This is a genomic window from Modicisalibacter xianhensis, assembly GCF_900113605.1.
Classification (GTDB): Bacteria; Pseudomonadota; Gammaproteobacteria; order Pseudomonadales; family Halomonadaceae; genus Modicisalibacter; species Modicisalibacter xianhensis.
Map to the genome: position 1 here is coordinate 47,847 of NZ_FOPY01000003.1, position 23,356 is coordinate 71,202.

Annotated in this window: 18 protein-coding genes and 1 pseudogene; 15 read left to right on the forward strand and 4 right to left on the reverse strand. The window is 58.4% G+C overall.

Going from position 1 to position 23,356, the window contains the following annotated elements:
- Positions 1 to 83 precede the first annotated feature (83 nt).
- The 3 genes and pseudogenes from cysD (at position 84) to cysN (ending at position 3,862) form a co-directional block, all read left to right on the forward strand.
- A pseudogene (gene cysD / locus BM194_RS03730) lies at positions 84 to 1,041 on the forward strand (sulfate adenylyltransferase subunit CysD).
- Between the two features lie 4 nt (positions 1,042 to 1,045).
- Positions 1,046 to 2,389 carry a lipopolysaccharide biosynthesis protein gene (locus BM194_RS03735; RefSeq protein ID WP_244890878.1) on the forward strand — a complete coding sequence of 448 codons (1,344 nt, stop codon included), beginning with the start codon at positions 1,046 to 1,048 and terminating at the stop codon, positions 2,387 to 2,389.
- A 45-nt stretch (positions 2,390 to 2,434) separates the two neighbouring features.
- Positions 2,435 to 3,862: a sulfate adenylyltransferase subunit CysN gene (gene cysN, locus BM194_RS03740; protein WP_092843802.1), complete on the forward strand. Its 1,428-nt coding sequence runs from the start codon at positions 2,435 to 2,437 to the stop codon at positions 3,860 to 3,862.
- Between the two features lie 84 nt (positions 3,863 to 3,946).
- Here the strand turns inward: cysN and BM194_RS03745 are convergent, their stop codons facing one another.
- Positions 3,947 to 5,203, reverse strand: a complete 1,257-nt coding sequence (locus BM194_RS03745; protein ID WP_092843804.1) for a M20/M25/M40 family metallo-hydrolase — start codon at positions 5,201 to 5,203, stop codon at positions 3,947 to 3,949.
- A gap of 141 nt (positions 5,204 to 5,344) precedes the next feature.
- On the opposite strand from BM194_RS03745, the gene BM194_RS03750 reads away from it, so the two are divergent.
- On the forward strand, positions 5,345 to 5,884 hold the full coding sequence (locus BM194_RS03750; RefSeq protein ID WP_092843806.1) for an isochorismatase family protein: 540 nt from the start codon (positions 5,345 to 5,347) through the stop codon (positions 5,882 to 5,884).
- A gap of 201 nt (positions 5,885 to 6,085) precedes the next feature.
- Positions 6,086 to 6,481 carry a hypothetical protein gene (locus BM194_RS03755; RefSeq protein WP_092843808.1) on the forward strand — a complete coding sequence of 132 codons (396 nt, stop codon included), beginning with the start codon at positions 6,086 to 6,088 and terminating at the stop codon, positions 6,479 to 6,481.
- Between the two features lie 15 nt (positions 6,482 to 6,496).
- Here BM194_RS03755 and BM194_RS03760 read toward each other — a convergent pair whose 3' ends face one another.
- Together BM194_RS03760 and BM194_RS03765 are read right to left on the reverse strand one after the other, a co-directional pair.
- Positions 6,497 to 7,360, reverse strand: a complete 864-nt coding sequence (locus BM194_RS03760) for a PAS domain S-box protein (protein ID WP_092843810.1) — start codon at positions 7,358 to 7,360, stop codon at positions 6,497 to 6,499.
- A 136-nt stretch (positions 7,361 to 7,496) separates the two neighbouring features.
- Positions 7,497 to 8,357, reverse strand: a complete 861-nt coding sequence (locus BM194_RS03765; protein WP_092843812.1) for a glycosyltransferase family 2 protein — start codon at positions 8,355 to 8,357, stop codon at positions 7,497 to 7,499.
- Positions 8,358 to 8,740: 383 nt separating this feature from the next.
- Here BM194_RS03765 and BM194_RS03770 point away from each other — a divergent pair, with 383 nt between their 5' ends.
- The 6 genes from BM194_RS03770 to BM194_RS03795 all read left to right on the forward strand — a co-directional run bounded on the left by BM194_RS03770 (position 8,741) and on the right by BM194_RS03795 (position 15,745).
- Positions 8,741 to 9,787, forward strand: a complete 1,047-nt coding sequence (locus BM194_RS03770; RefSeq protein WP_092843814.1) for an NAD-dependent epimerase/dehydratase family protein — start codon at positions 8,741 to 8,743, stop codon at positions 9,785 to 9,787.
- A 48-nt stretch (positions 9,788 to 9,835) separates the two neighbouring features.
- Positions 9,836 to 10,612, forward strand: coding sequence for a glucose-1-phosphate cytidylyltransferase (rfbF, locus tag BM194_RS03775; RefSeq protein WP_092843816.1), 777 nt, complete (start codon positions 9,836 to 9,838; stop codon positions 10,610 to 10,612).
- Between the two features lie 46 nt (positions 10,613 to 10,658).
- Positions 10,659 to 11,966, forward strand: coding sequence for an NAD(P)H-dependent oxidoreductase (locus BM194_RS03780; protein ID WP_092843818.1), 1,308 nt, complete (start codon positions 10,659 to 10,661; stop codon positions 11,964 to 11,966).
- A gap of 32 nt (positions 11,967 to 11,998) precedes the next feature.
- Positions 11,999 to 12,547, forward strand: a complete 549-nt coding sequence (gene rfbC / locus BM194_RS03785) for a dTDP-4-dehydrorhamnose 3,5-epimerase (protein ID WP_092844312.1) — start codon at positions 11,999 to 12,001, stop codon at positions 12,545 to 12,547.
- Positions 12,548 to 12,602: 55 nt separating this feature from the next.
- Positions 12,603 to 13,634 carry a glycosyltransferase family 2 protein gene (locus BM194_RS03790; protein ID WP_092843820.1) on the forward strand — a complete coding sequence of 344 codons (1,032 nt, stop codon included), beginning with the start codon at positions 12,603 to 12,605 and terminating at the stop codon, positions 13,632 to 13,634.
- Between the two features lie 68 nt (positions 13,635 to 13,702).
- Positions 13,703 to 15,745: an acyltransferase family protein gene (locus tag BM194_RS03795; RefSeq protein ID WP_092843822.1), complete on the forward strand. Its 2,043-nt coding sequence runs from the start codon at positions 13,703 to 13,705 to the stop codon at positions 15,743 to 15,745.
- Positions 15,746 to 15,846: 101 nt separating this feature from the next.
- On the opposite strand, the gene BM194_RS03800 is transcribed toward BM194_RS03795, so the two are convergent.
- Entirely contained in the window at positions 15,847 to 16,047 is a 201-nt protein-coding gene (locus BM194_RS03800) for a hypothetical protein (RefSeq protein ID WP_092843824.1), read from the reverse strand.
- Positions 16,048 to 17,503: 1,456 nt separating this feature from the next.
- Between BM194_RS03800 and BM194_RS03805 the strand changes: the two genes are divergently transcribed.
- The 4 genes from BM194_RS03805 (at position 17,504) to BM194_RS03820 (ending at position 23,317) form a co-directional block, all read left to right on the forward strand.
- Positions 17,504 to 18,655, forward strand: coding sequence for a polysaccharide export protein (locus BM194_RS03805; protein WP_092843826.1), 1,152 nt, complete (start codon positions 17,504 to 17,506; stop codon positions 18,653 to 18,655).
- 119 nt (positions 18,656 to 18,774) lie between these two features.
- Positions 18,775 to 21,057, forward strand: a complete 2,283-nt coding sequence (locus BM194_RS03810; RefSeq protein ID WP_092843828.1) for a polysaccharide biosynthesis tyrosine autokinase — start codon at positions 18,775 to 18,777, stop codon at positions 21,055 to 21,057.
- A 60-nt stretch (positions 21,058 to 21,117) separates the two neighbouring features.
- On the forward strand, positions 21,118 to 22,011 hold the full coding sequence (locus BM194_RS03815; protein ID WP_092843830.1) for a glycosyltransferase: 894 nt from the start codon (positions 21,118 to 21,120) through the stop codon (positions 22,009 to 22,011).
- Between the two features lie 61 nt (positions 22,012 to 22,072).
- Positions 22,073 to 23,317, forward strand: coding sequence for a glycosyltransferase family 4 protein (locus BM194_RS03820; protein WP_218155355.1), 1,245 nt, complete (start codon positions 22,073 to 22,075; stop codon positions 23,315 to 23,317).
- Positions 23,318 to 23,356 lie beyond the last annotated feature (39 nt).

A 23,356-nucleotide genomic window follows, 5' to 3' on the forward strand; every position in this document is an offset into this window, starting at 1 on the left:
ACGCTCCATCGGCCGTCAGGCGGGGCGCGCTCGCTGCCTTGCCTGTCGGCCGACTTCCTTCCGTACACCCTAGGACGACCCTCATGAACCAGCCCGCACCCGAGGCAACGCCTCTGGCGCGCACGGACGATGCGCTCCTGTCACCCGAACGCCAGACCCACCTCAAGCAGCTCGAGGCGGAGTCGATCCACATCATCCGCGAAGTCGCCGCCGAGTTCCGCAACCCGGTGATGCTGTACTCCATCGGCAAGGACTCCTCGGTGATGTTGCACCTGGCGCGCAAGGCCTTCTACCCGGGCACGCCGCCGTTCCCGCTGATGCACGTCAACACCACCTGGAAATTCCGCGAGATGATCGAGTTTCGCGATCGCATGGCCGCGGAAGCCGGGATGGAGCTAATCGAGCACATCAACGAGGAAGGGCGCGCCGCCAACATCAACCCGTTCGAGCACGGCAGCGCCAAGTACACCGACATCATGAAGACCCAGTCGCTCAAGCAGGCGCTGGACAAGTACGGCTTCGACGCCGCCTTCGGCGGCGCGCGCCGCGACGAAGAGGCCTCGCGCGCCAAGGAGCGCGTCTACTCGTTCCGTGACCGCTACCACCGCTGGGACCCCAAGAACCAGCGCCCCGAGCTGTGGAACATCTACAACGCCAAGGTCAACAAGGGCGAGTCGATCCGCGTATTCCCGCTCTCCAACTGGACCGAGCTGGATATCTGGCAGTACATCTATCTCGAGTCGATTCCCATCGTACCGCTGTACTACGCCGCGCCCGGTGGTCGAGCGCGACGGCATGCAGATCATGGTCGACGACGAGCGCCTGCCGCTGGAAGACGGCGAAGTCCCGCAGGAAAAGTGGGTGCGTTTCCGCACGCTGGGCTGCTATCCGCTGACCGGGGCGGTGGAATCGACTGCCGCCACGCTGCCCGAGATCATCCAGGAAATGCTGCTGACCCGCACCAGCGAGCGCTCGGGCCGGGCCATCGATCATGACCAGGCGGGCAGCATGGAGCGCAAGAAGCGCGAGGGGTATTTCTGACGTGATGCACAAAGCGATGGCACGCCTGAAAGGCGAAATGGCGCTGGCGCTGTTTCGTACGTTCGTGGCGCGCGGCATTGCGGCCTTGGGTAGCCTGTTGCTCGTCGTCGTGCTGGGGCGGCTGTATGGCCCCGAGGGGGTGGGGGCCTTTGCGCTGGCGCAAAGTGTCATTCTCGGCGCGGCCTTGCTGGCGCGCTACGGGATGGACAATGCGCTGATGCGTTTCGTAGGCCAGAATGCCCGTTCCCGTCACACGCTGACCTACCTGAGCTGGGGACTACGCAAGGCGGGGGGGCTGAGCATCGTGGCTGCAGTGGTCATCTTCCTGGGTCGGCACACGTTCGAGTGGCTGTTCGGTTCACAGGCGTTGAGCGAGGTGTTGATCGGTATCGCCATCGCCACCCCGGCGTTCACGCTGGCGTTCCTGCTTGCCGGATTCATGAAGGGTATCGGCAGGCCGGCGACGGCGTGTCTACTGGAAAACGGCTCCATTTCGCTGGCGGCGGCGGGAGTCCTGCTAGCCCTTCACTGGGCTATTCCCGCGGTCGGCGTGATAGCCATCGGCTGGGCCTTTGCCGTGGCAGCCTGGCTGGTCGTGCTTCAGGGGGCCTGGCAACTGCTGGCATGGCAGCGAGGGCGAGAGCAGCCCTGGGAAGACGCCGAGTGCGTGTCGCGCCAGGTATTTAATCGATCATCGCGAGCATTCTTTGTCTTGAATCTTGCTGAATTCTTGCAGACGGTGGTCAGTATTTGGATTGCTGGTTTCCTCCTGACCAGCAGCGAGCTGGGCCTGTTCAAGTCGGCACAGCAGATGGCCCTCCTGATAATGTTTATCCTGATGGTGATCAACGCGATTTTTCCGCCGCGCTTCGCCAGGCTCTACCACGAAGGCAACCATCAGGGCTTGGCCCGCCTGGCTCGGCAGGGTGCCCTGTTGGGCACGTTGCTGGCTTCGCCGTTACTGTTGGTGTGCCTGGTCGTTCCGCAGTGGGTGCTGGGCTGGATGGGCGACGAGTTCGTCCAGGCGGCGCCATTGCTGCGCATCATCGCCGTTGCGCAACTGGTCAACGTGGCCACGGGCTCGGTCGGTTTCCTGCTCAACATGACCGGCCATGAAGCGTTGATGCGCAACATCGCCCTGAGCGCCAACGCCATCGGCATTGGCTTGTTCATGATCCTGATTCCCCTTTTCGATGAACTCGGCGCGGCGCTGGCCCTGGCCAGTGTGCTGGTGTTGCAGAACGTGATTGCCTTGCTGTTCGTGTGGCGCCGCCTGGGTATCTGGATGATGCCGTTGCCCAACCTGTTTCGCCTGGCGGGCATTCCCACGACGCATTCCCCCGCCTAGCCCCGGTTCCGCTTTCTCCTTTCCCTGTTTTATTGAGGTTTCGTCATGTCCCACCAATCGAGCCTGATCGCCGAGAACATCGAGCAGTACCTGCACGAGCATGAGAACAAGGACCTGCTGCGCTTCATCACCTGCGGCAGCGTCGATGATGGTAAGTCGACCCTGATCGGGCGCCTGCTGCACGACTCGAAGATGATCTACGAGGACCAGCTCGCTGCGCTCACCCGGGATTCCAAGAAGAGCGGCACCACCGGCGACAAGGTCGACCTGGCGCTGCTGGTGGATGGCCTGCAGTCCGAGCGCGAGCAGGGCATCACCATCGACGTGGCGTACCGCTTCTTCTCCACCGACAAGCGCAAGTTCATCATCGCCGACACCCCGGGGCACGAGCAGTACACCCGCAACATGGCCACCGGCGCCTCCACGGCGAGCCTGGCGGTGATCCTGATCGATGCCCGCCATGGCGTGCAGACCCAGACCCGCCGCCACAGCTTCATCGCCGATCTGCTGGGCATCCAGCACCTGGTGATTGCGGTCAACAAGATGGACCTGGTCGATTATTCCCAGGCGCGCTTCGACGAGATCGTCGCCGAGTACCGCGCCTTCGCCGAGAAGCTCGACGCCCGCGACATCCGCTTCGTGCCGCTGTCGGCGCTGGAGGGCGACAATGTCGTCAATCCGAGTGAACACACGCCGTGGTACGCCGGCCCGCCGCTGCTCGAGCTGCTCGAAGGCGTCGAGATCAGCCGCGACCAGAACCTCACCGACCTGCGCCTGCCGGTGCAGTACGTCAACCGCCCCAACCTCGACTTCCGCGGCTACTGCGGCACGCTGGCCGCCGGCATCCTGCGTCCCGGCCAGGCGATCAAGGCGCTGCCCTCGGGCAAGGCCTCCACGGTCGAGCGCATCGTCACCTTCGACGGCGACCTCGACGCCGCCTACCCGGGCCAGGCGATCACCGTGACCCTGAACGACGAGATCGACATCTCGCGCGGCGACTGGCTGGTCGCGGCGGATGCCGAGGTGCCGCTGTCGAATGCCTTCAGCGCCGACATCGTGTGGATGCACGAGGACGCGCTGCAACCCGGCAAGCTGTATGACCTCAAGCTCGCCACCCGCGACCTGGCGGGGCAGGTCAGTGCCATCGACTATCAGATCGATGTCAACACGCTGGAACATCATGACGCCGAGCAACTGGGCCTGAATGTCATCGGCCGTTGCCGGGTCGAGCTGACCGCGCCGGTCCCCATCGACGACTACCGCAAGAGCCCCGGCACGGGGAGTTTCATCGTCATCGACCGGCTGACCAACGTCACCGTGGGGGCCGGAATGATCCGCGGCGTGGCCGACGGGCAGGGCGCGGCAAGCGGGGACGTCGACTGGCAGGCCTTCGAGGTCGAGCTCAACGCGCTGGTACGCAAGTACTTCCCGCATTGGGAAGCCAAGGACGTGCGCGAGCTGCTGCGCATGTAACCCCAACCTTTTAAATTTCAGGCTGCAAGCAACGGGCCCCGCCGAGACATCGGCGGGGCCCGTTTGCATTGTGGCGTGTGTCCGTCAGGATTCAGGCTTTTCCTCGTCGGGTTTGGCTGACCCTTGATGATTCAGCGGATTGGCCTGGTCCAGGCGCGGATGGTTGTCGAGGAATTCCCGATGCGGGTCCGGCAGGGAGTCCAGAGCCTGGATCGTGCGGGTCAGGCCATGAATGGCGGCCAGCAGGTCCTGGGTATTGCCGGTCTCGGAGATCGTGTGCATGTTGCGGATAGGGAAGCCGATAGATGTGGCGGCACAGTCCACGGCGGCGAGTACGCCGGCCATGCCGTCGGTGCCCGTGTCCGCGCCGACGATGTCGCGTTGCATGGGGATGTTGTACTGCTTCGCGGTGCTCGCGATGATCCGGTTCAACTGTTCGCTGGCAATCGCCCCCACCGCCAGGGTGAAGCCCTTGCCCATCTCCAGTGGCTGCATGCGCTTGTCGCCGATACCCGGCGCGGCGACGTAGTCGTGGTTCACGTCTACGCCGATCAGCACGTCGGGCTTGAGCTCGCCGGCGAGCACCCGGCTGCCGAAACGGCCGATCTCTTCGTAGCTGGCGATGGCGTAGAGCATGCGTACCTGCCGGGTGCCGCCGGCCTCGGCGATCAGTCGCGCGACCTCAGCCGTGACGAAGCAGCCCAGGCCGTTATCCAGGTAGGCGCCATAGAAGGTGTTGGGGCTGAAGCCGGGGCGGATGGGGCGGTCCAGCAGGATGGAGTCGCCGGGGCGCACGCCCAGGTTCAGCACCTGCTGTTTCTTGTTCTCGCCATGAATCTGCAGATCCAGGTAGATCTGCTCTTTCTTGATGCCTTTCTCGCCGGAGCGGACTGCCGGATCGGCGAAATGGATGGCGCCCAGCGCCTCCACCGTGCCGCCCTCGATGGTGCGATAGCTGCCGGGGTTCTCCGGGTCTTCACTGAATAGCTTGACCTCGTGGCCGACGACGACCGTGGGTAGGAAGGCATCGGTATTGATCCAGATCTTGCCGTCATCGCCGATGCTGCGCACCTGCATGCGAATCTTGTCGGCGTGACCGATGATCATGACCTTGAGCAGGTCATCCCGGCCCGGGTGGGAATCCAGCACGATGCCGGCATGTCCCTTGAACTGGTGGATATGCCAGTCGTCAGGCGCAAACGACTCGAAATATGGTTTGAGCACCCCGTAGGTCATGGCGCCTTCCAGCCCGACCGGGCTGGGCGCGGCCAGGATACGGCGCATCAGGTCGAACTGCTCGTCGGGCATGGGCCGGGTCCACGGCGGATTCGTTTCGTCCATGTCGCTCTCTCTTTTCGTGAAGGAAAGTCAGTGTAGCTTTCAGCTTGGCAGTTGCCTGTCGGAAGCGATGTGCTGACGCTTGAAGATAAACGTACCATGAGGATATCGATACAGCGCCAGTCACTCTACCTTGGAGGCGTTATGGCTGAGCTTTGTGATGCCGCACGTTCCGTACTGATTCTGGTGGACTTCCAGGAAGCGTTGTTGCCTGCCATACACGAAGGGGAGGCGGCGCTCGAGCGGGCCATCGTGCTCGCCAGGGCGGCAAGCGAACTGGGGGTGCCTGTGATGGGGACGGAGCAGAACCCTGACGGCCTGGGGCCGAACCATCCGCGCATTCGCCAGTTATGTGATCGGACCATCACCAAGACGCATTTTGCCGCCACTAGCCAGCCCGATTTTCTGACCTGCCTTGATCCGCAGCGGGACGAGTTGATCGTTGCCGGCTGCGAAGCGCATGTCTGCGTACTGCAGACAGTGCTCGGGCTGCTGGCCCATGGCTACCGGGTCCGCCTGGTCGCCGATGGCATCGGTTCACGGCGTGCCTCGGATCGTGAAGTGGCCATCGCCAGGGCGAGTGCGGCTGGGGCAACGGTGGTTACGAGCGAGATGGTGATCTTCGAATGGCTGCGGCATAGCGACCACGCTGCGTTCCGTTCCCTATTGAAACTGGTGAAGTAAGCCATGGAGTAAGACGAGGCTCCTGTCGGGAAAGACCGACACCGCGTTCGAGGTTGCAGCGAAGTGCTGTATGGGCGTACAGTATTGGCAGTACAATGCCCTGTGCCATTGCAGGCAATCCTCACTGGCACTCGCGGGCCGCGCCAGTTTGCCGCCCAGGCCCATCCGCTATTCCAGCGCTTGTCCTTTCGGGAGCCTACCATGACCGATGCGAAGCATATCACCGAGAACATCGATGCCATCCTCGAGGTGGCCAAGCGGATCAAGGCGGGGAAGGGCCGCTATACCCGCACGCTCGAGCAGGAGCAAGAGGCCCGCGACGCCGTGAAATCCCTTCAGCGTGAGGCGCATGCCGCGACCACCGCCATGGTCAACGACGAAGACACGAGCCAGCATCGCGACCTCGCGGACATCCAACGAGACCTGCTCAAGGCGCATAACAAGGTCGATAAGGCCATCGACAAGAGTCACGATGACGTGACTGCGATGGACAATGCCTGCGAGGCCTTGCTGGCCCTCATGAATGAGCCGGCAGAGAAAACAGACGGAAGCGACGGGGCGAGTGCCAGGTTCAAGGAAAGCGCAGCGGCTGCCTGATTCACGGCATGCCGTTCAGGGCTTTCTCGCAATGCCGTAAACGCCGACGACCTCTTCGTTTACAAGGATCGGCAGGTTGATGATAGTGACAGGGTAGATATTGCCATTCGCACTGATGGCCCTGATGTTGTATTGCTGCTGCTTCCCTTTCACTGCGTTGCGAAACGCCTTGTCGACACGGGGAAGGTCCTCGGCAACGACGAAGCGGGAAAAGTGTTGACCGAGTAGCGTGTCCCGCGTATATCCGGTCAGGGCCAGGCCCGCCGGGTTGACCTCCTCGACATGCCCGGTCAGATCGAGAGAGAACACCCCATCTGGATGACAGGTGAATAGCGATTGGTAACGCTGCTGGGTGATACGGTGGGCCTGCCGCGCCTCGTCGCGCTCGATGGCTAACGCAACCAGGGCGGTAGCGCGTGACATCAAGTCGATTTCTCGCCGGCTGGGCGGGCCGGGGACGCGGTAGAAGACGGCAAATGTCCCCAGCAAGACACGCTCCCGGGACAGCACCGGGTAGGCCCAGCATGCCCGCAGGCCATTCTGCTCGATGAACTCATGGGGAACCGACGAGAAGCTGTCGTGGCGTACATCCTCGCTGACCACCAGTTGCTTGAGAAAGGCGGCGCGACAGCAGATGTCCTCATTGGGACCGATGGGCAGGGTCCGCATGTCCCGTTGGCATGCCTCGGGCAGGTTGCCTGCTGCGAAGCGAAGCGTCTGTGACTCGCCATCGAAGAGCATCACCTTGCTGAGTGAGCTCGGGATCATTGAATTCGTCAATTCGCAGATGGCCAGTAACGTGCCGCTTAGCGGTTCATCCCGTGCAATCAGGTCCTGAATGGATTGCTGAGCTTGTAATTCCCGCCTGATTCCCCACATGGCACTACCTGGATCGCTTCGGTTTTAATTTTACTTAGAGTGCCTTTTTATTACTCGCCTAACAAGGGCAGCAAACGGGCCCTCGCCGAACTATCGGCGGGGCCCGTTTGCGTTCTGGGCTGGGCTCATGCGCCGTTTACACGCGCAGGGGTTTGCTCAGCCCGGTTTTCATCAGCACGATGGCTTTGAACTTGCAGACCTTTATATAGTAGGCAAGCAGAAAGGCCACGCCTTTTTCGAGTAGTGTGAGGTTTGTCATGCCTGCCAGGGAGCGGGCGGTACCGATGGGCGGCATGAAACCGCGCAGGAACCACAGGCGTGGCAGTCGATAGAGCTCACCGCCCGCCACCCGCAGGGCCTTCTTGCGCACTTCTTCCATGCTGGCGCGGGCTGGATGATAGACGATACTGTCTTCGCAGTAGTGCAGCGAGAACCCCCGTTGGGTTGCCCGCCGATTCCATTCGAAATCCCCGCCCGACATCATTTCCTGATTGAAATGCCCCACCTGGTCGAAGACACGCCGGTAGGTCACCAGATTAGCGGTCACTGAGTGGCCGTCCGCCGCGTAGCCTTTCTGGTCGAAGGCGAAGGCCTTTTCGTAGGTGTGCGCCAGGTTATATCCCGAGCTGGGGAAGAACACCTCGACGTGACCCGCAACGCGATCGACCTTTCTCTCATCTAGACAGTGCACGGCGGCTTCCAGCCAGTGCTTGTCCGGCAGGCAGTCGGCATCCGTGAAGGCCAGGATGTCGCCCTTGGCGATCTGCAACGCAGCGTTGCGTGCCGCATAGGAGCCGGGCTTGGGTTCTTGAATGACCTGGCAGGGAAAGTCCGGCCGGTAGTTGGCACTTTTCTCGTCATTGTCCACGACGATGATTTCGTAACGATCCCGGGGATAGGTCTGCAGGGACAAGGCATCAAGACACTGCTCGGCTTTGTGCCAATCCCTGTAGACGGGAATGATGACGCTAACGAACGGTTGGCGATTGTCGGTCATGGGAGCCTGCAACAGTGCTTAGCAGTTTATGTTTTTCTTTATTAAAAAATAGCCCAGCCCAACGTAACGGGGAAGATGAGATCGCATCATGCTATCCGCTAGGTAGGGCATAAAGTGGAATCCCTACGTGGAAATGGCTCGCCAGAAAACTCTACTGATCTGGCTAATAACGCCAACAGGACAAGTATCGCTACTTTTTTTGAAAATTAAGTGATTGAAAGTTACTTCCTTGACCGTTGTGCAACCAGTGCGTAATTAAATGAGTAGGGATCATAACAGAGCGAGAGTTCATCGCCGGCTGGATTGAAAGGCGGCACTCGCTGATAACGATGCGCTGCACGGAAGTTCGCAAAGCGCCAACGACAAGATAGCTAGGGAAAACTGTGAAAATACTGATCATCGGTAATATGGGCTATGTGGGCGCCGCCGTGGTTCGTGGGTTGGCGCAGGCCCACCCGTCGGCCACGCTTCATGGTTACGATAATGGATATTTTGCCCATTGCCTGACCGGCGCGAATTATCTACCCGAACGTTACCTTGCGTGCCAGTTCTTCGGTGATGTGCGTTCCCTTTCTCCAGAACGGCTCGAGGGCTACGATGCCGTCGTGCAGCTCGCTGCGGTCTCCAATGACCCGATGGGGTCGCGTTTCGCGGCAGCTACTGCGGAAATCAACCAGCATGCCACGGTTGCCACCGCCCAGGCTGCAGCCAAGGCGGGGGTCAGCAACTACGTCTTTGCCTCGAGTTGCAGCGTGTATGGCGTTGCCTTGGGTGGCCCGCGCTGCGAGACGGATGAAATCGCCCCGCTGACGGACTATGCCAAGTCCAAGATTGGTGCCGAGGAAGCGCTGGCCGGCATCGAAGGGGACATGGTCATCACCAGCCTGCGCTTTGCCACGGCGTGCGGCATGTCCGACCGCTTGCGTCTCGATCTGGTGCTCAATGATTTTGTGGCCTGCGCCCTGAGCCAGAAGCAGATCACGGTGCTCAGCGATGGTTCGCCTTGGCGTCCCTTGATCGATGTGAGCGACATGGCTCGCGCCATCGATTGGGCGATACAGCGCAAGGCAAGCAACGGCGGCCGGATACTGCGCGTCAATACCGGATCGAACGCGCGCAATCATCAGGTCCGGGACCTGGCCCATGCCGTGGCGGATGCGGTGCCGGGCACTACGGTCAGTATCAATACCGATGCCCCGGTCGATAGCCGTTCCTACCAGGTCAATTTCGATCTTTATGCCAGCCTGGCACCCGATCATCAGCCGCAGATGACGCTAGCGGACTCGATCCATGGGCTGATCGACGGGCTCAAACGCATGAACTTCGCCGACAAGGAGTTTCGGGCATCGCCTCTCATGCGCCTGCATGTCCTGCAACGTCATATCGAAGAAGGCCGACTTTCCGAAAGCCTGCATTGGCAGACTCACTAATAACCAAGAAACAAGCGTTTCGGATAAATGCTCACGGAGGGATGCATCATGAAAGTGGTCATATTTGCTGGCGGCTATGGCACGCGCTTGAGTGAGGAAACTGCCATATGTCCCAAGCCGATGGTGGAAATCGGTGGTCGGCCAATAATCTGGCACATCATGAAAACGTATGCCCATTATGGCTTCAAGGACTTTGTCATTCTGGGTGGTTATAAAGTCGATTATATTCGCAATTACTTCTTGAATTATCGCGGAAACTTGACCGATTACACCATCGACTTGAAAACCGGCAACATTGATTGGCTCCAGAGCGTCAATGAAGACTGGAAAGTGACCGTGCTAGATACCGGGGATGGGGCCATGACCGGAGGGCGCCTCAAGAAGGCGATGCCGTTGCTGATGGATGGCTCTTTCTGCCTGACTTACGGCGATGGGGTCAGCGACATCAACATTCCTGCACTCATCGATACCCATAAGTCAGCGGGTAACTGGTGCACCTTGACGGCGGTCACCCAGCCCGGCCGCTTCGGCGCCCTGCGATTCGACGAGGGGTCGAGTCGCGTCAAGGGCTTTCGGGAGAAGGGAGAGAAGGATGGCGGCTTGATCAATGGCGGTTACTTCGTCTGCGAGCCGGAAGTCTTCGAATTGATCGACGATAGCCAGACGACATGGGAAAACGAGCCCCTCGAGCGCATGGTCAAGCTTGGCAAGCTGGGCTACTACCATCACGACGGCTATTGGCAGTGCATGGACTCGCTGCGCGACAAGCGGGTACTGGAAACGGCCTGGGAAACCAATCCGCCCTGGAAGGTCTGGAGCGATTGACCCTGCCTCGCCAAGCCCGATCACTTCTCAACAGACGACACTATAGATGATCATTATCGATACTGGCCTTGCCAAGCGGCAGGCGGAAGGGAATCCCATTCGGGTCGGTATGGTGGGTGCCGGATTTCAGGCCAGCGGTATCGGCCTGCAAATCATCACCGCCACACCGGGAATGCAGTTATGCGCCATCGCCAACCGTAACCTGCCGGCGGCGATCAATGTTTTCGGACAAGTCGATATCCAGCCGGTGCATTGCGATACCCAGGACGAACTGGAGGCCGCCATCGCTGCCGGCCGCCCGGCCGTTACCGAGGATGCCGTCGCCCTGGCACGCGCTGGCGGGCTCGATGCGATCATCGAGGTGACCGGCTCGGTGGAATTTGCTGCCCATGCCGTACTGGCCGCGCTGGAAAGCGGCAAGCATGTCATCCAGATGAATGCCGAGCTGGACGGCACCATCGGTCCCATCCTCAAGGCCAAGGCGGATGCGGCCGGGGTCATTTATACATTTTCCGATGGCGATCAGCCAGGCGTGCAGATGAACCTGTATCGTTTCGTGGCCGGCCTGGGCGTGACACCGGTGCTGTGCGGCAATATCAAGGGCTTGCACGACCCCTATCGCAACCCTGCCACCCAGGAGAGCTTTGCCAAGCGCTGGGGTCAGAAGCCGGCGATGGTCGCCTCGTTTGCCGATGGCACCAAGATCTCGTTCGAACAGGCCATCGTTGCCAATGGGACGGACATGCAAGTGGCCCGGCGTGGCATGCTCGGCCCGGATTTTTCGAATGGCAATCCCGGCTCGCCGCTGGTACCGATCGAAGAGACCGTATCGGCATTCGAACCGCACCTGAATCCCGATGGACCCGGATTGGTGGATTATGTCGTCGGAGCGCGACCGGGGCCGGGCGTGTTCGTCCTCGGTACGTTGGAAAACCCCAGGCAGCGGCACTACCTGGAGCTCTACAAGCTGGGCAAGGGGCCCTATTACTGCTTCTACACGCCGTATCATCTGTGCCACTTCGAAGTGCCGACCTCCGTGGCCCGGGCGGTGCTGTTCAATGATGCCGTGCTGGCGCCCAGGGCGGGGCCGAAGGTCGGGGTCATTGCCGTGGCCAAGAAGGATCTGGCCGAGGGCGAGACGATCGAGGAGTTCGGAGGCTTCGAGGTGTATGGCGTGGCCGAGAACATGACGGCCATTCGCCAGGAACAGCTGTTACCGGTCGGGTTGGCGCTGGGCTGCCGCCTGGCAAGGCCGGTAGCGAAAGATACGCCGCTGACATTCGATGATGTCGTTGTGCCTGCCGGCCGATTGATCGATCGCCTTTATGCCGAGCAGGAACATCTCTTTGCCTGAGTTTGGCTGATATCTTTTCCTGGGAGAATGTGATGATTTTCCATCCGACGACATTGAACGATGCCTGGTTGATCGAACTTGAGCCAAGAGGCGATCAGCGAGGTTATTTTGCACGCACCATGTGTCAGGAAGAATTTGAAAAACAGGGTTTGATTAGTCGGTTCGTACAGCAAAATACGTCATTTTCATCCGAGCGTGGCACATTGCGTGGACTACACTATCAAAAACGGCCGCATGGGGAAGCCAAGCTGATACGTTGTCTGCGTGGTTCGATAGTGGACATTATTGTCGATGTCAGGGAGGAGTCGTCGACTTACCTGCAACATCAGATTTTCGAGCTGACAGACAAGAACTTTTATCAACTCTATGTGCCGCCAGGCTTCGCTCACTCGTTTCAGACGCTGACCGATAACGTGGAAGTCAGTTATCTGGTTTCGGCGCCATATACGCCCGAAGCCGAGCGGGGATTACGATATAACGATGAAAGGCTAAACATAAATTGGCCCGTTCCGGTGACGGTAATTTCAGAAAAAGATAAAAACTGGCCTTTGATTGTCGATCAGGAACTTCCTCTTTATTGAAAAATGAGTGTGAGGTCATGGTCTGAATACGCAGGTGCCGGTGGGAGAGAATCACATGGGGAAGGTGGTAGCGGTCATCCTGACTTACAATCGTAAGGAGTTGCTCGAGAAGGCACTGGCTGCCGTCTATGCGCAGACACGGCCTTGCGATGGCGTCATCGTGGTGGATAACGCCAGTGAGGATGGCACCCGGCAGATGCTGAACGAGTCTGCCTATCCCGGCCTGAAAGCCTACGTGCTGTCAGCCAACATCGGAGCCGCGGGTGGCTTCAATGCCGGGTTTCGCCTGGCCTACCAGCATGGCGCCGATTTCGTATGGATGATGGACGATGATGTCTTTCCCGAGCCGGATGCCTTGCAGCGTCTTCTCGACGCGGATGAGTTCCTGGCGCAGAAAGGCGTCGAGCATAGCTATCTCTTGTCGACGGCTTACACGGAACATAGCCAGGTTACCAATACCCCCGAGGTCAGTCAGCTGACGAACGAGGTCGGCTACGGCAACTGGCCTGCCTTGGTCGAGCATGGCCTGATTCCCATACAGCGAGCGACTTTCGTCTCGATTCTCGTGCCCCGTCCAGTGTTGACCCGTCATGGGTTGCCCATAGCCTCGATGTTCATTTGGGGAGAAGACTATGAATACACCCTCCGTATAAGTCGCAAGCGTCCGGGGTTTCTTGTCGGCAACAGCAGGGTTCAGCATGTACGCCAGAAGAGCGGTGCCCAGAACCTGCTCAAGGAAGAGAATCCTTCAAGACTGAAATTTCACCGGCACCACGTCAGGAACAATATCTTCATCGCCAGAAAATACTTTTCCACCCGCAAGTTGCTTGGGGTTATCTGGTTTTCCCTGAAAACTTTGTCCAAGCTCTTGCGTAGAGCGGAACTTGCCAAGTCCAGGGTGCTGGTTCATGGAATGATCGAAGGTTTGAGTTTCTATCCCGCCGAGGAATCGGTGAACTCCCCGTTCGACAATCTGAAAGTCAAGGCATTGCCGGTCGAGAGTCTTTTTTCACAACGTCAATCACCGCCGGGTTTCGATAGAGCTATGCCACCTGTAATTGAATCTCTACAGGGGAACTGTAGCTAGTAAACATTCTATTTCCTGAAAAGCTTGAGACATGGAAGTGGTGGTGGCGTGTTACAGGGGTATGTTCCATGGAATTCAGGAGAGATATCAACGGCCTCAGGGCAATCGCAGTCGCGCTTGTCGTGCTGTTCCATTTCGGTGTGCCGGGCTTCCAGGGAGGATTCATCGGCGTCGATGTGTTCTTTGTGATTTCAGGCTATTTAATGACTGGAATCATTTTTTCAAGAATGCGCAAAGAGACATTTACCATTCTAGGTTTCTATCTCGACCGGGCACGCCGAATCGTGCCCGCGCTCGCTTGTCTGTGCTTTGTTGTGCTTCTGGTCGGCTGGGCGCTGCTGTTGCCTGTCAACTACGTGGAACTGGGAAAGCAGGTGCTAGGCAGCTTGGCCTTCGTGTCGAATTTTTTGTATTCCCAGGAGGCGGGGTATTTCGAGCAGGCCGCTCATGAAAAGTGGCTGCTGCATACCTGGTCGCTCTCCGTTGAATGGCAATTCTATCTGCTCTATCCGCTGGCGCTTGTCGCCTTGCGCCTGTTCGTACCCATCGACAAGTTGCGCTGGTTCATCCTGGCTGCCGCCATGCTCTCGTTGGCGATCTCGGTCTATGCCTCCAGCCGCTGGTCGATTCATGCCTACTTCCTGCTGCCTACCCGGGCATGGGAGATGCTGGCCGGGGCATTGGTATTCTTGTTTCCCTTGCGCCGCATGCACACCGACAAGGTCAGTTGGGAATGGGTCGGCATCGGCCTGATCTTGTTCAGCGCGATGTTCTTCAGTTCGCAACTGGACTGGCCAGGGGCACTTGCTGTGTTACCTGTGCTGGGCACGGCCTTGATCATCCTGCAAGCCCGGCAGGATTCGATCGTCACCTCCAATTCTGTGTCGACGTTTCTGGGTAAAACCTCCTATTCGGTCTACCTGTGGCATTGGCCAGTGGTCGTCTGGATCAATTATTTTGGCCTGGGTGGCGAGGCGGCATGGACGGTACTGGGTATCGCGGCATCGATCCTGCTCGGCTATCTCTCCTATCGCTTCATAGAGAACATGGCTCGTCAGCGGCGCTCGCGGCCTGCTCGCGCATTTCACTCATCCCGCCCTCTGTTGCATATCGGTGTGCCGACTACGGCAGCGGCTGTGTTTGGCATGGCAATCATTGTCTCCAACGGGGTGTCGCAGCGCATGAGCGAGGATTTCTATGCAGCGATGGGAAGGCTCGACCTGCCGCGCATGAACAACGGTTGGTGTTTCTACGACGTCAACTCCGATGAAAACCTCGCGGTAGGAAGCGAAGGGCTGCACTGTGTGCGAGGGGAGAGTGGGGCGCCACTCAAGGGGTTATTATTCGGGGATTCCTTCGCCGGGCACTATGGGCCGTTCTGGGACCGGGTAGGCAAGGACATCTCGGCCGAAATCAACTCCGTAACGACAAACTGGTGCTATCCCAGCACGAACGATGTCATCTATGGTGATTCGTCCACCAGAAGCTACGATCAGTGCTTGATCAATAGGCAGTACTTCCTCGAGAACGTGTCGGACTACGATTTCGTGGTGCTGTCAGGCTCGTGGCGCAATATCTATACTTCGAACCAGATGCAGGGCGTCTACGATGCCATTGCCTATGCTGCCCAGCGGACCCGGTTGGTTATCGTCATGCCGACCCCGACCTATTTCGATGTCAACGTGAAGAACATCTATGCACGTAGCATGCTCTTCAACATCGACTTCGATATCAGCCATTTTGCCAAGACCGGCGATGCCGAGGCCGTCGAGGCGAACAGGGCCGTCGAGGCCTTCGCCGAGCAATACGACAATGTCGTCTACATAGACCGGGAAGCGTTATTCAACGTCGATGGCCTGCCTTCGGAGGTCACGGCGGAGAATATTCCCTTCAATTATGACGAGAACGGGCACATCAGTATCTATGGATCGAAAATGGCGGCTGAGTCTTTCACGTCTTCCAGCAGTTATCGTGAACTTTCAAGACAGCTGATGGAAGTGCGCAATGCCAAGGCCAGGCTTAAACCCAAACCTGATCCCAAGCCCAGGGAGCTGGTTACCCAGTGGTTAACGAACTGGGACATGCCCAACTCCGCCGTCATTACCTGGTAGGGCGTCCATTGTATCAAGTGGGCCAAGTGGCAACCAAGGGGCAGGCAGGCCCGGTCGCACAGCGGGGCGTCGGGACGGGACTGCCTGGCATGGGATCGGGGTCAATATAGCGCCTGAAGCCGTTCGGCAGCACATTGCCGATTCAAGACTTCTGCGCGGTGCAGTGCCTTCTGGTAGCTGGCGAAGGTTTCTTGGGTGTTGTGTATCGCGCCGTCGTCATCCTCGATGATCAACCAGGTATCGACTGTGCGGTTGGGGTCGACGCGGCGATTGGCGGCGGCGACTCGATAGGTTGGAGCCAACGGGTATCTCCTTATTCTGGTGTCCTTGATAGGCTGAGCCACGGTCTGGCCCGATCTACGTTCTGTCTGAAAAATGTCTGCGCTCAACCATACAGCGTTAAAAATCGACTCAAGATGCTCATTTACCCATGTAAACTCCGCGCTTTCGTCAATTTTTGCCTTGTCTGGCTATCGCTCGCCGATTTTCAGACAGAACTTAATCTTTTTTTCCTGGAGCCTGCCTCTCGAGGCAGGGCCAGTGTGACTTCATCCTGGCCTGGTGGAGGGCCCCATCCCTGGGACGGCATTTCTGCCGTCTCCTTCAGGCAGTACTTGCCAGAACTGAAATTCACATTGTTAAGTGTAATTAGCGTAAAGATACATTGTGATGCGCTTTCTGCTCGTTGTTTTGTGAGATATCTCTTACATTGCTTCTGATACATTTCCTTTCAATGTAGCCAAGAGGTACTTTCATGACGTGGCTTGGGTCATGGAATTCACGAAATGATAACCGTACTTGGTAAGGAAGAATCTCATTACCAAGTATAAGCCATCGTTTTAGATAAGCGAGAAAAAAAGAGGGGTGCCCCATCTCGTTAAGAGTAAGTATTTTTACAGGCCAAGTTTATATTTTATCTGTATGCATTATTTTTATGAGCTTGCTTTGTATTGGTTTGTGCTTTTCAAGCGGGTGTGCGGAGCCCTGGAACAGCCATGGAATTAACTGCTTAAGCTTCCCATTACTTTTTTCGAGTATCTGTCAGTTGGGGAACATGCGCGACATGGAAAACATGAAGTGCCATACGGGGCAAGGTTGAGAAAAAACCATCTGGAAATAGGTGGTTTCGCCATCTGCCGTTCATGAATCGCTGTGGTGAGGCTGTCGTCAGGGCATTGCTCACACTGATAACCCATTTAATTTCAATGGGTTGTTGATAATCGCTGAGCAATGGATACGGCTGAGCCAACGAGCGGGAGCGAGCATGGCAATTAACTAAGAGGAATTAGCCTAGTGTCAGTAGCACACCTTGAAAATCACGTAGAATTAAAAAAGCCCGCGGCACGCATTAGTCCGTCAGTAATGAAGATATTATGGTGATAGTGATTAGTAACCAAAAATAAAAATAAGTAAATCACGTTCTTACAAACTGCCATTGTTTGTTCTAGCTTATCGGTGTGACCGGTCAGGTTTTCAATTCGTTTACAAAGTAACCGGCTGGTGGTCTGTCGCTATGTGGCCTTGAGGGAGCGCCAAGTAACCTCCGGGCGGTAGCGTGGAAAACAACAAGGGAACGGAACAACGGCAAGAAAACTTGCCTTGATAAGCGGGAAACATAAAAGACGCCTGTGACTACAGGTGCAGAGTACGGGACTTATCCAGACGGCTTACGGATAAGCCTTGCTGGGCAAGGCAAGCGGTACCGCGATTGGCCTGCTTGCATTGCCATCCTTCTTATTGGAATGAGAGCGAATAAAAATGCTGACACGTCTATGGGTACACCGCACACGTTGGGGCCGGCCTGCGGCGGGGATTCTGCTGGCGATGGGGCTGTCCGCCTGTGCAGCGGCCCCGGGGGGCCACATCGATTACGATGCTGAAAGCGATCCGCTGAGCGACGTCAAGGTCGATGTCAAACCGATCACGCTTGAACTGATTCAAGAGATGAATGCCCGAACTCGTGAGTCTGCGGCTATCGCCATGGGGGGCGATACCGATAACCGACCCGGGAAGCCGCTGCCCGATTATGACTACTACATAGGCCGTGGCGATGTGCTGAACATCATCGTATACGACCATCCCGAATTGACAATCCCTGCCGGTAGCGAACGCAGTGCAGCGGAGTCGGGCAACGTCGTGCACTCCGACGGCACTATCTTTTATCCCTATGTCGGCAAGGTGAAGGTGGTAGGACGCACCGTGCACGACGTGCGCAACGAGATCCAGCGCCGCTTGGCGGACTATATTGCCGAGCCGCAGGTGGACGTCAAGGTGGCCGCCTACAACTCACAGAAGGCATACGTGACAGGGCAGGTGAACACGCCGGGACAACTCCCGATCACCAACGTGCCTCTGCGTGTACTGGACGCCATCAGTCAGGCGGGTGGCCTGACCGACCTGGCCAACTGGCGTGATGTCGTTCTCTCGCGGGATGGCACCGATACCTCCCTCTCGGTCTACGACATGCTGGTCTACGGCGACCTGAATCAGAACCTGTTGCTCCGCAATGGCGATGTCGTGCATGTGCCGGAAGTCGGCAACCAGCAGATCTTCGTCATGGGCCAGGTCAACGAGCAGGCCTCGTTCGCCATGGGCAATACCCGCCTCTCGTTGACAGCCGCCATCTCGCAGGCGGGTGGCATGGATGAAGACAGCGCCAATGCCTCGGGCATCTTCGTGATACGTCGCAACCCGGCTGCCAGCGATACCTACGCCACGGTCTACCAGTTGGATGCCAGCAATGCCGCGGCGTTCGTGCTCGGGTCGCAGTTCATGCTCGAGCCCACCGACGTGGTTTACGTCACGGCTGCACCATTGGCTCGCTGGAACCGTGTCCTGAGACTCCTGCTGCCGTCTCTGACCACGATCTACGAAGCGACGGAAGTCAACGAGAACATTCGCGACCTCTGATCCTGAACCGGATCGATTCATCACGGCGGGCCTGAGGGCCCAAGGGGAAACGCCATGCGGGGGTCAGCTTACCCCGCATGGGTTCTCAATCATTTCGCCTCGTCTCTCTGGTAACGCTCATGAAACAACTACCGTCTTCCAATCGTTTGACTCAGGAAAACGGCGATATCGATTTCACTCGTACGCTCGGTATCCTGATCGATCATAAGTGGGTGATCATCTCCATCACCTCGCTGTTTGCCATCATTGGCGTCATTTATGCGCTGCTCGCCACTCCGATCTACCAGGCCGATGCTCTGGTGCAGATCGAGGACGACCAGCAGAACGTCAACCCGCTCAACGAAGTCACCAGCCTGCTCGGCAAGGAGCCGCCTTCCGAGTCAGAAATCGAGATCATTCGTTCACGCATGGTGCTGGGGCGTGCCGTGGACATTCTCAACCTCGACCTGGTAGTGGAGCCCAAGCAGGTGCCGCTGGTCGGGGGCTTTCTCAACCGCCATGGTGTCGAGCGGCCGACCTTCGTGACCGACTGGAACCATGCCAAGGTAGCCAGCCTGCCGGTGGTCAGCGGCATGCTGGACTGGCTGGGAGTCGAGTTGCCCGAATTCTCGTTCGACTGGGGCTATATCTGGGCGGGTGAGTCCATCGACGTCAAGGCCATGCCGGTCTCCGACGAGTACCTGGACAAGGCATTTACCCTGCAGGTACTCGATAGCCAACGCTACCGGCTGATCCATGACGAGCTGCCGGTAGGGGAAGGGCGGGTCGGTGTCGACGAAGAATTCCTGAATGGCAACGTTGGCCTGACGGTCGCTGAAATCAATGCACCGCCTGGCGCTACCTTCGAGGTCATGCATTTGCGTCGCTTGCGGGCCATCAACAACCTGCGCGAGAGCCTGGTCATCACCGAGCGCGGCCAGGAGACCGGCATTCTCAGCTGGATGCTGACCGGGGCCGACTCCGAGCAGGCCATGACGACGCTAAGTACCGTCGCCGATATCTATGTCGCCCAGAACATTCAGCGGCAGTCGGAAGAGGCCCGCAAGAGTCTCGACTTCCTGGATAGCCAGGTACCGGCCGTCCATGACGAACTGCGTGCAGCCGAGGACAAGCTCAATACTTACCGGACCGAGCGCGATAGCGTCGACCTGTCGATGGAAACCAGCTCGATCCTCGAGCGAATGGTCAACCTCGAGTCCCAGTTGAATGAGCTGCAGTTTGCCGAGGCGGAAATTTCCCGGCGGTTCACGCCCAGTCATCCGACCTACGCTGCCTTGCTGGAGAAGAAGAGCCAGCTGAACAAGGAAAAGGCCAACCTGGAAAGCAAGGTCAACAGCCTACCGCAGACCCAGCAGGAAATCCTGCGCATGCAGCGTGACGTGGAAGTGAACCAGGAAATCTACGTCGCCCTGCGCAACAAGGTGCAGGAGATGCAGATTGCCGAAGCCAGTACGGTCGGTAACGTGCGTATCCTCGACATGGCCGAGGTCTATCCGGAGCCGGTCGCGCCCGGCAAGAAGTTCATCGTGCTGGTTGCGACCATGCTGGGTGGCATGGTGTCGGTCGGCGGTGTGCTGCTGCATGCGGCACTCAACCGGGGTATCGAAACGCCCGATGAACTCGAGCATCTCGACATGCCGGTCTATGCCACCGTGCCGCTGTCCGAAGATCAACAGAAGCTCAATCGCTTTATCCGTCGCGAGAACGGGCGAAACGACACGATCACGGCGGGACTCCTGGCCAAGCGCAATCCCACGGATGTCTCGGTCGAGGCGCTGCGCGGCCTGAGAACCAGCCTGCACTTCGCGATGCTGGATAGTGCGGACAATCGCATCCTCGTGACCGGGCCGAGCCCGGGCATCGGCAAGAGCTTCGTGACGGTCAACCTGGCGGCAGTCTGTGCCCAGGCGGGACAGCGGGTGCTGATCATCGACGGCGACATGCGCAAGGGACATCTGCACAGTGTCTTCGGCACACGCCCCGATGGCGGCCTCAGCGATATTCTCAGCGATCGCCAGCCGGTGCAGGACATGATCCGTATCGCCGATGGCATGGATTACCTGCACTACATCGCACGTGGCGCCGCGCCCCCCAACCCGGCCGAACTGCTCGACACGCCGCGCTTTACGGAGCTGCTGGAGTTCGTCGATCAGCACTATGACCTGGTGATCATCGACTCACCTCCCATCCTGGCCGTCACCGACGCCGCCATCATTGGCAAGCATGTGAGCACCACGCTGCTGGTGGCGCGTTTCCAGATCAACTCCGTCAAGGAAATCGATCTGGCACGGCGTCGCCTGGAAACGGCGGGCGTCAAGGTCAAGGGGGCGATTCTCAATGCCATGGAACGCAAGGCTGCCACCGCTTACGGGTACGGCTATTACAACTATGCGTACAAGTAAGCACCCGATGGACGAGTGAGCCTGACCGGCAGGGAAGCCGAACCCTTCACAAGGTGTCCGATGAAAACAGTCAGTGTGTACATTCCGACGCGTAATCGGCCGGAATTCCTGGAGCGGGCGCTGGAGTCCCTCGTCAAGCAGCAGCACAAGGCATTTCAGGTGTTGGTCTGCGATGACGGTTCCAGCGCCGAAAACAAGCCCAGGGTGCTTTCGGTGATCAACCGCTACCGGCAGCGCTTCTCGGATCTGGTGTTCTTCAACGAGCCCGAGTCCCGTGGCGCCTGCCATGCCCGCAACCGGATGATCGGGGCCGCGGAGGGCACCTACATCACCGGGCTGGACGACGACGACGAGTTCATGCCTGAGCGCTTGCGGGTCTTTCTCGACAGCCGGCAACTGGACCAGTACGCCTACCTGAGCGCCGGCAAGATCGTCGATGACGGCACGTCGTCGTTCGAGTCGATCGAGACGCATGGCGAGATCACGCTCGATAAGCTTCTGCACTCGAATATTGCGGGTAACCAGGTGTTTACCCGTACGGAGTACTTGAAGGCCGTAGGCGGGTTCGATGAGCATTTTGTGTCCTGGCAGGACTATGACCTGTGGGTGCGACTGACCCGAGAGTTCGGGGCTGGCTACAAGATAGAGAAATGCACGTATCTCTGGCATGTCGGCCATGAGCTAGGGCGAATCAGCAATCCTGCCAAGGTCAGTGCCGGCTATCACCAGTTTCTCGACAAGCATGCAGGCCTGTTGTCGCGCCGTCATCGCCAGGCCCTGGCCGTGCAGGACAGGGTGCAGAGCGAACTGCCGCTATCGCTGGGTTTTGCCTTGGCCAACATGAATCTCAAGACCTGTTATCCATTGACCAAACATCTGGCGCGCAGCCAGTTCCCTGGCTTTTTCCTCTTGCTCAGAAACGTCATGAGGCCGGTAGGCGGCAGCAAGGCCTGACGGAAGTTAGTAGCACCGGAACGACACGACAACAGTGGTCAGGGATGACATGAAAATATTGATGCTGAATTCGTATTACGACAAAGGGGGCGCGGCAAGGGCGGCGTTACGGCTTGCCAAGGCACTGCCGCTCGTTGGTGTGGAAGTGGATTATCGCAGTGTTTACAACAGGCACATGCGCCCTTGGGAAAAAGCCAGTTACCTGTTCCGGGTAGCCAAGGATCGATTGCCGGGAGCCCTGAAAGCCAGGTCGAAAATCATGTTTTCGGCAGGAAGGCCGGACAACAGCACGTTGGTCGAGAGCATCAATGCCTCCGACGCGGATATTGTCCATATCCATTGGCTGCATGGCGGTGGCCTGTCCATCGAGGATATCGCGAGAATCGCCAAGCCGGTCGTCTGGTCGCTGCACGATATGTGGGCGTTTACCGGTGGCTGCCATTACGATCAGGAATGCGCGCGTTTCGTCGAGGGATGTGGGCATTGTCCCTTGCTTAAGAGCCGTGGACGAGACGATCTCAGTCGCGACATCGTCAAGCGCAAGCTGGCGCTGGCCAGCCAGAAACGCGACCTGACGATTATTGGCCTGAGCCGCTGGATGCTGCGCCAGGCCGCTCGCTCCAGGGCCCTGGGCGACGTGCCCAAGGTGAACCTGCCCAACCCCATCAACACCAATGTTTTTGCCCCGCTCGACAAGCGCCAGGCCAGGGAACGGCTCAACCTGCCACTGGACAAGAAGCTGATCCTCTTCGGGGCCATGTCTGCCACGGACGATTCACGCAAGGGCTATACGCAGCTTGTCCAGGCACTGCAGCAGCTCGATATCCGCACCACGGACGTGGAGGTCAGCGTCTTTGGCAGCGACGAGCCTGACCGTAAACCGGACATTCCCATGCCCATACATTACCTGGGCAATATCGGCGATGACCGGCAGCTGCAGGCGATCTACAGCGCGGCGGACGTCATGGTGGTGCCGTCCCTGCAGGAGAACCTGTCCAACGCCATCATGGAATCGCTGGCGTGCGGCACGCCCGTCGTCTGCTTCGATATCGGTGGCAACGGGGACATGGTCGAGCATCTCAAGACGGGGTTTCTGGCGTCGCCCTGCGACCCGGCAAGCCTGGCGGAGGGGATTCGCTGGGTCATTCTCAACAAGAAACATAGCGAGTTGTGTGAAAACGCGAGAAACAAGGTAATTGAAGAGTTTGATGAAATAACAGTGGCTAACAGATATCTGGCCTTTTATCAGGACCGGTTAGTGAATAACAAGAAAAACGTAGAAAGCCCGGTTGCTGCCAAGTCCTGAAAGCCATCCATCTATTGCGTTTCCGATGCCATCCTAAGC

Coding starts and splice junctions, on each gene's coding strand:
- BM194_RS03795 (WP_092843822.1), top strand. CDS start 13,703: ATGGAATTCAGGAGAGATATCAACGGCCTCAGGGCAATCGCAGTCGCG.
- BM194_RS03750 (WP_092843806.1), top strand. CDS start 5,345: ATGGCTGAGCTTTGTGATGCCGCACGTTCCGTACTGATTCTGGTGGAC.
- BM194_RS03815 (WP_092843830.1), top strand. CDS start 21,118: ATGAAAACAGTCAGTGTGTACATTCCGACGCGTAATCGGCCGGAATTC.
- BM194_RS03755 (WP_092843808.1), top strand. CDS start 6,086: ATGACCGATGCGAAGCATATCACCGAGAACATCGATGCCATCCTCGAG.
- BM194_RS03805 (WP_092843826.1), top strand. CDS start 17,504: ATGCTGACACGTCTATGGGTACACCGCACACGTTGGGGCCGGCCTGCG.
- BM194_RS03745 (WP_092843804.1), bottom strand. CDS start 5,203: ATGGACGAAACGAATCCGCCGTGGACCCGGCCCATGCCCGACGAGCAG.
- BM194_RS03735 (WP_244890878.1), top strand. CDS start 1,046: ATGCACAAAGCGATGGCACGCCTGAAAGGCGAAATGGCGCTGGCGCTG.
- rfbF (WP_092843816.1), top strand. CDS start 9,836: ATGAAAGTGGTCATATTTGCTGGCGGCTATGGCACGCGCTTGAGTGAG.
- BM194_RS03780 (WP_092843818.1), top strand. CDS start 10,659: ATGATCATTATCGATACTGGCCTTGCCAAGCGGCAGGCGGAAGGGAAT.
- BM194_RS03760 (WP_092843810.1), bottom strand. CDS start 7,360: ATGTGGGGAATCAGGCGGGAATTACAAGCTCAGCAATCCATTCAGGAC.
- BM194_RS03790 (WP_092843820.1), top strand. CDS start 12,603: ATGGGGAAGGTGGTAGCGGTCATCCTGACTTACAATCGTAAGGAGTTG.
- BM194_RS03810 (WP_092843828.1), top strand. CDS start 18,775: ATGAAACAACTACCGTCTTCCAATCGTTTGACTCAGGAAAACGGCGAT.
- rfbC (WP_092844312.1), top strand. CDS start 11,999: ATGATTTTCCATCCGACGACATTGAACGATGCCTGGTTGATCGAACTT.
- BM194_RS03820 (WP_218155355.1), top strand. CDS start 22,073: ATGCTGAATTCGTATTACGACAAAGGGGGCGCGGCAAGGGCGGCGTTA.
- cysN (WP_092843802.1), top strand. CDS start 2,435: ATGTCCCACCAATCGAGCCTGATCGCCGAGAACATCGAGCAGTACCTG.
- BM194_RS03765 (WP_092843812.1), bottom strand. CDS start 8,357: ATGACCGACAATCGCCAACCGTTCGTTAGCGTCATCATTCCCGTCTAC.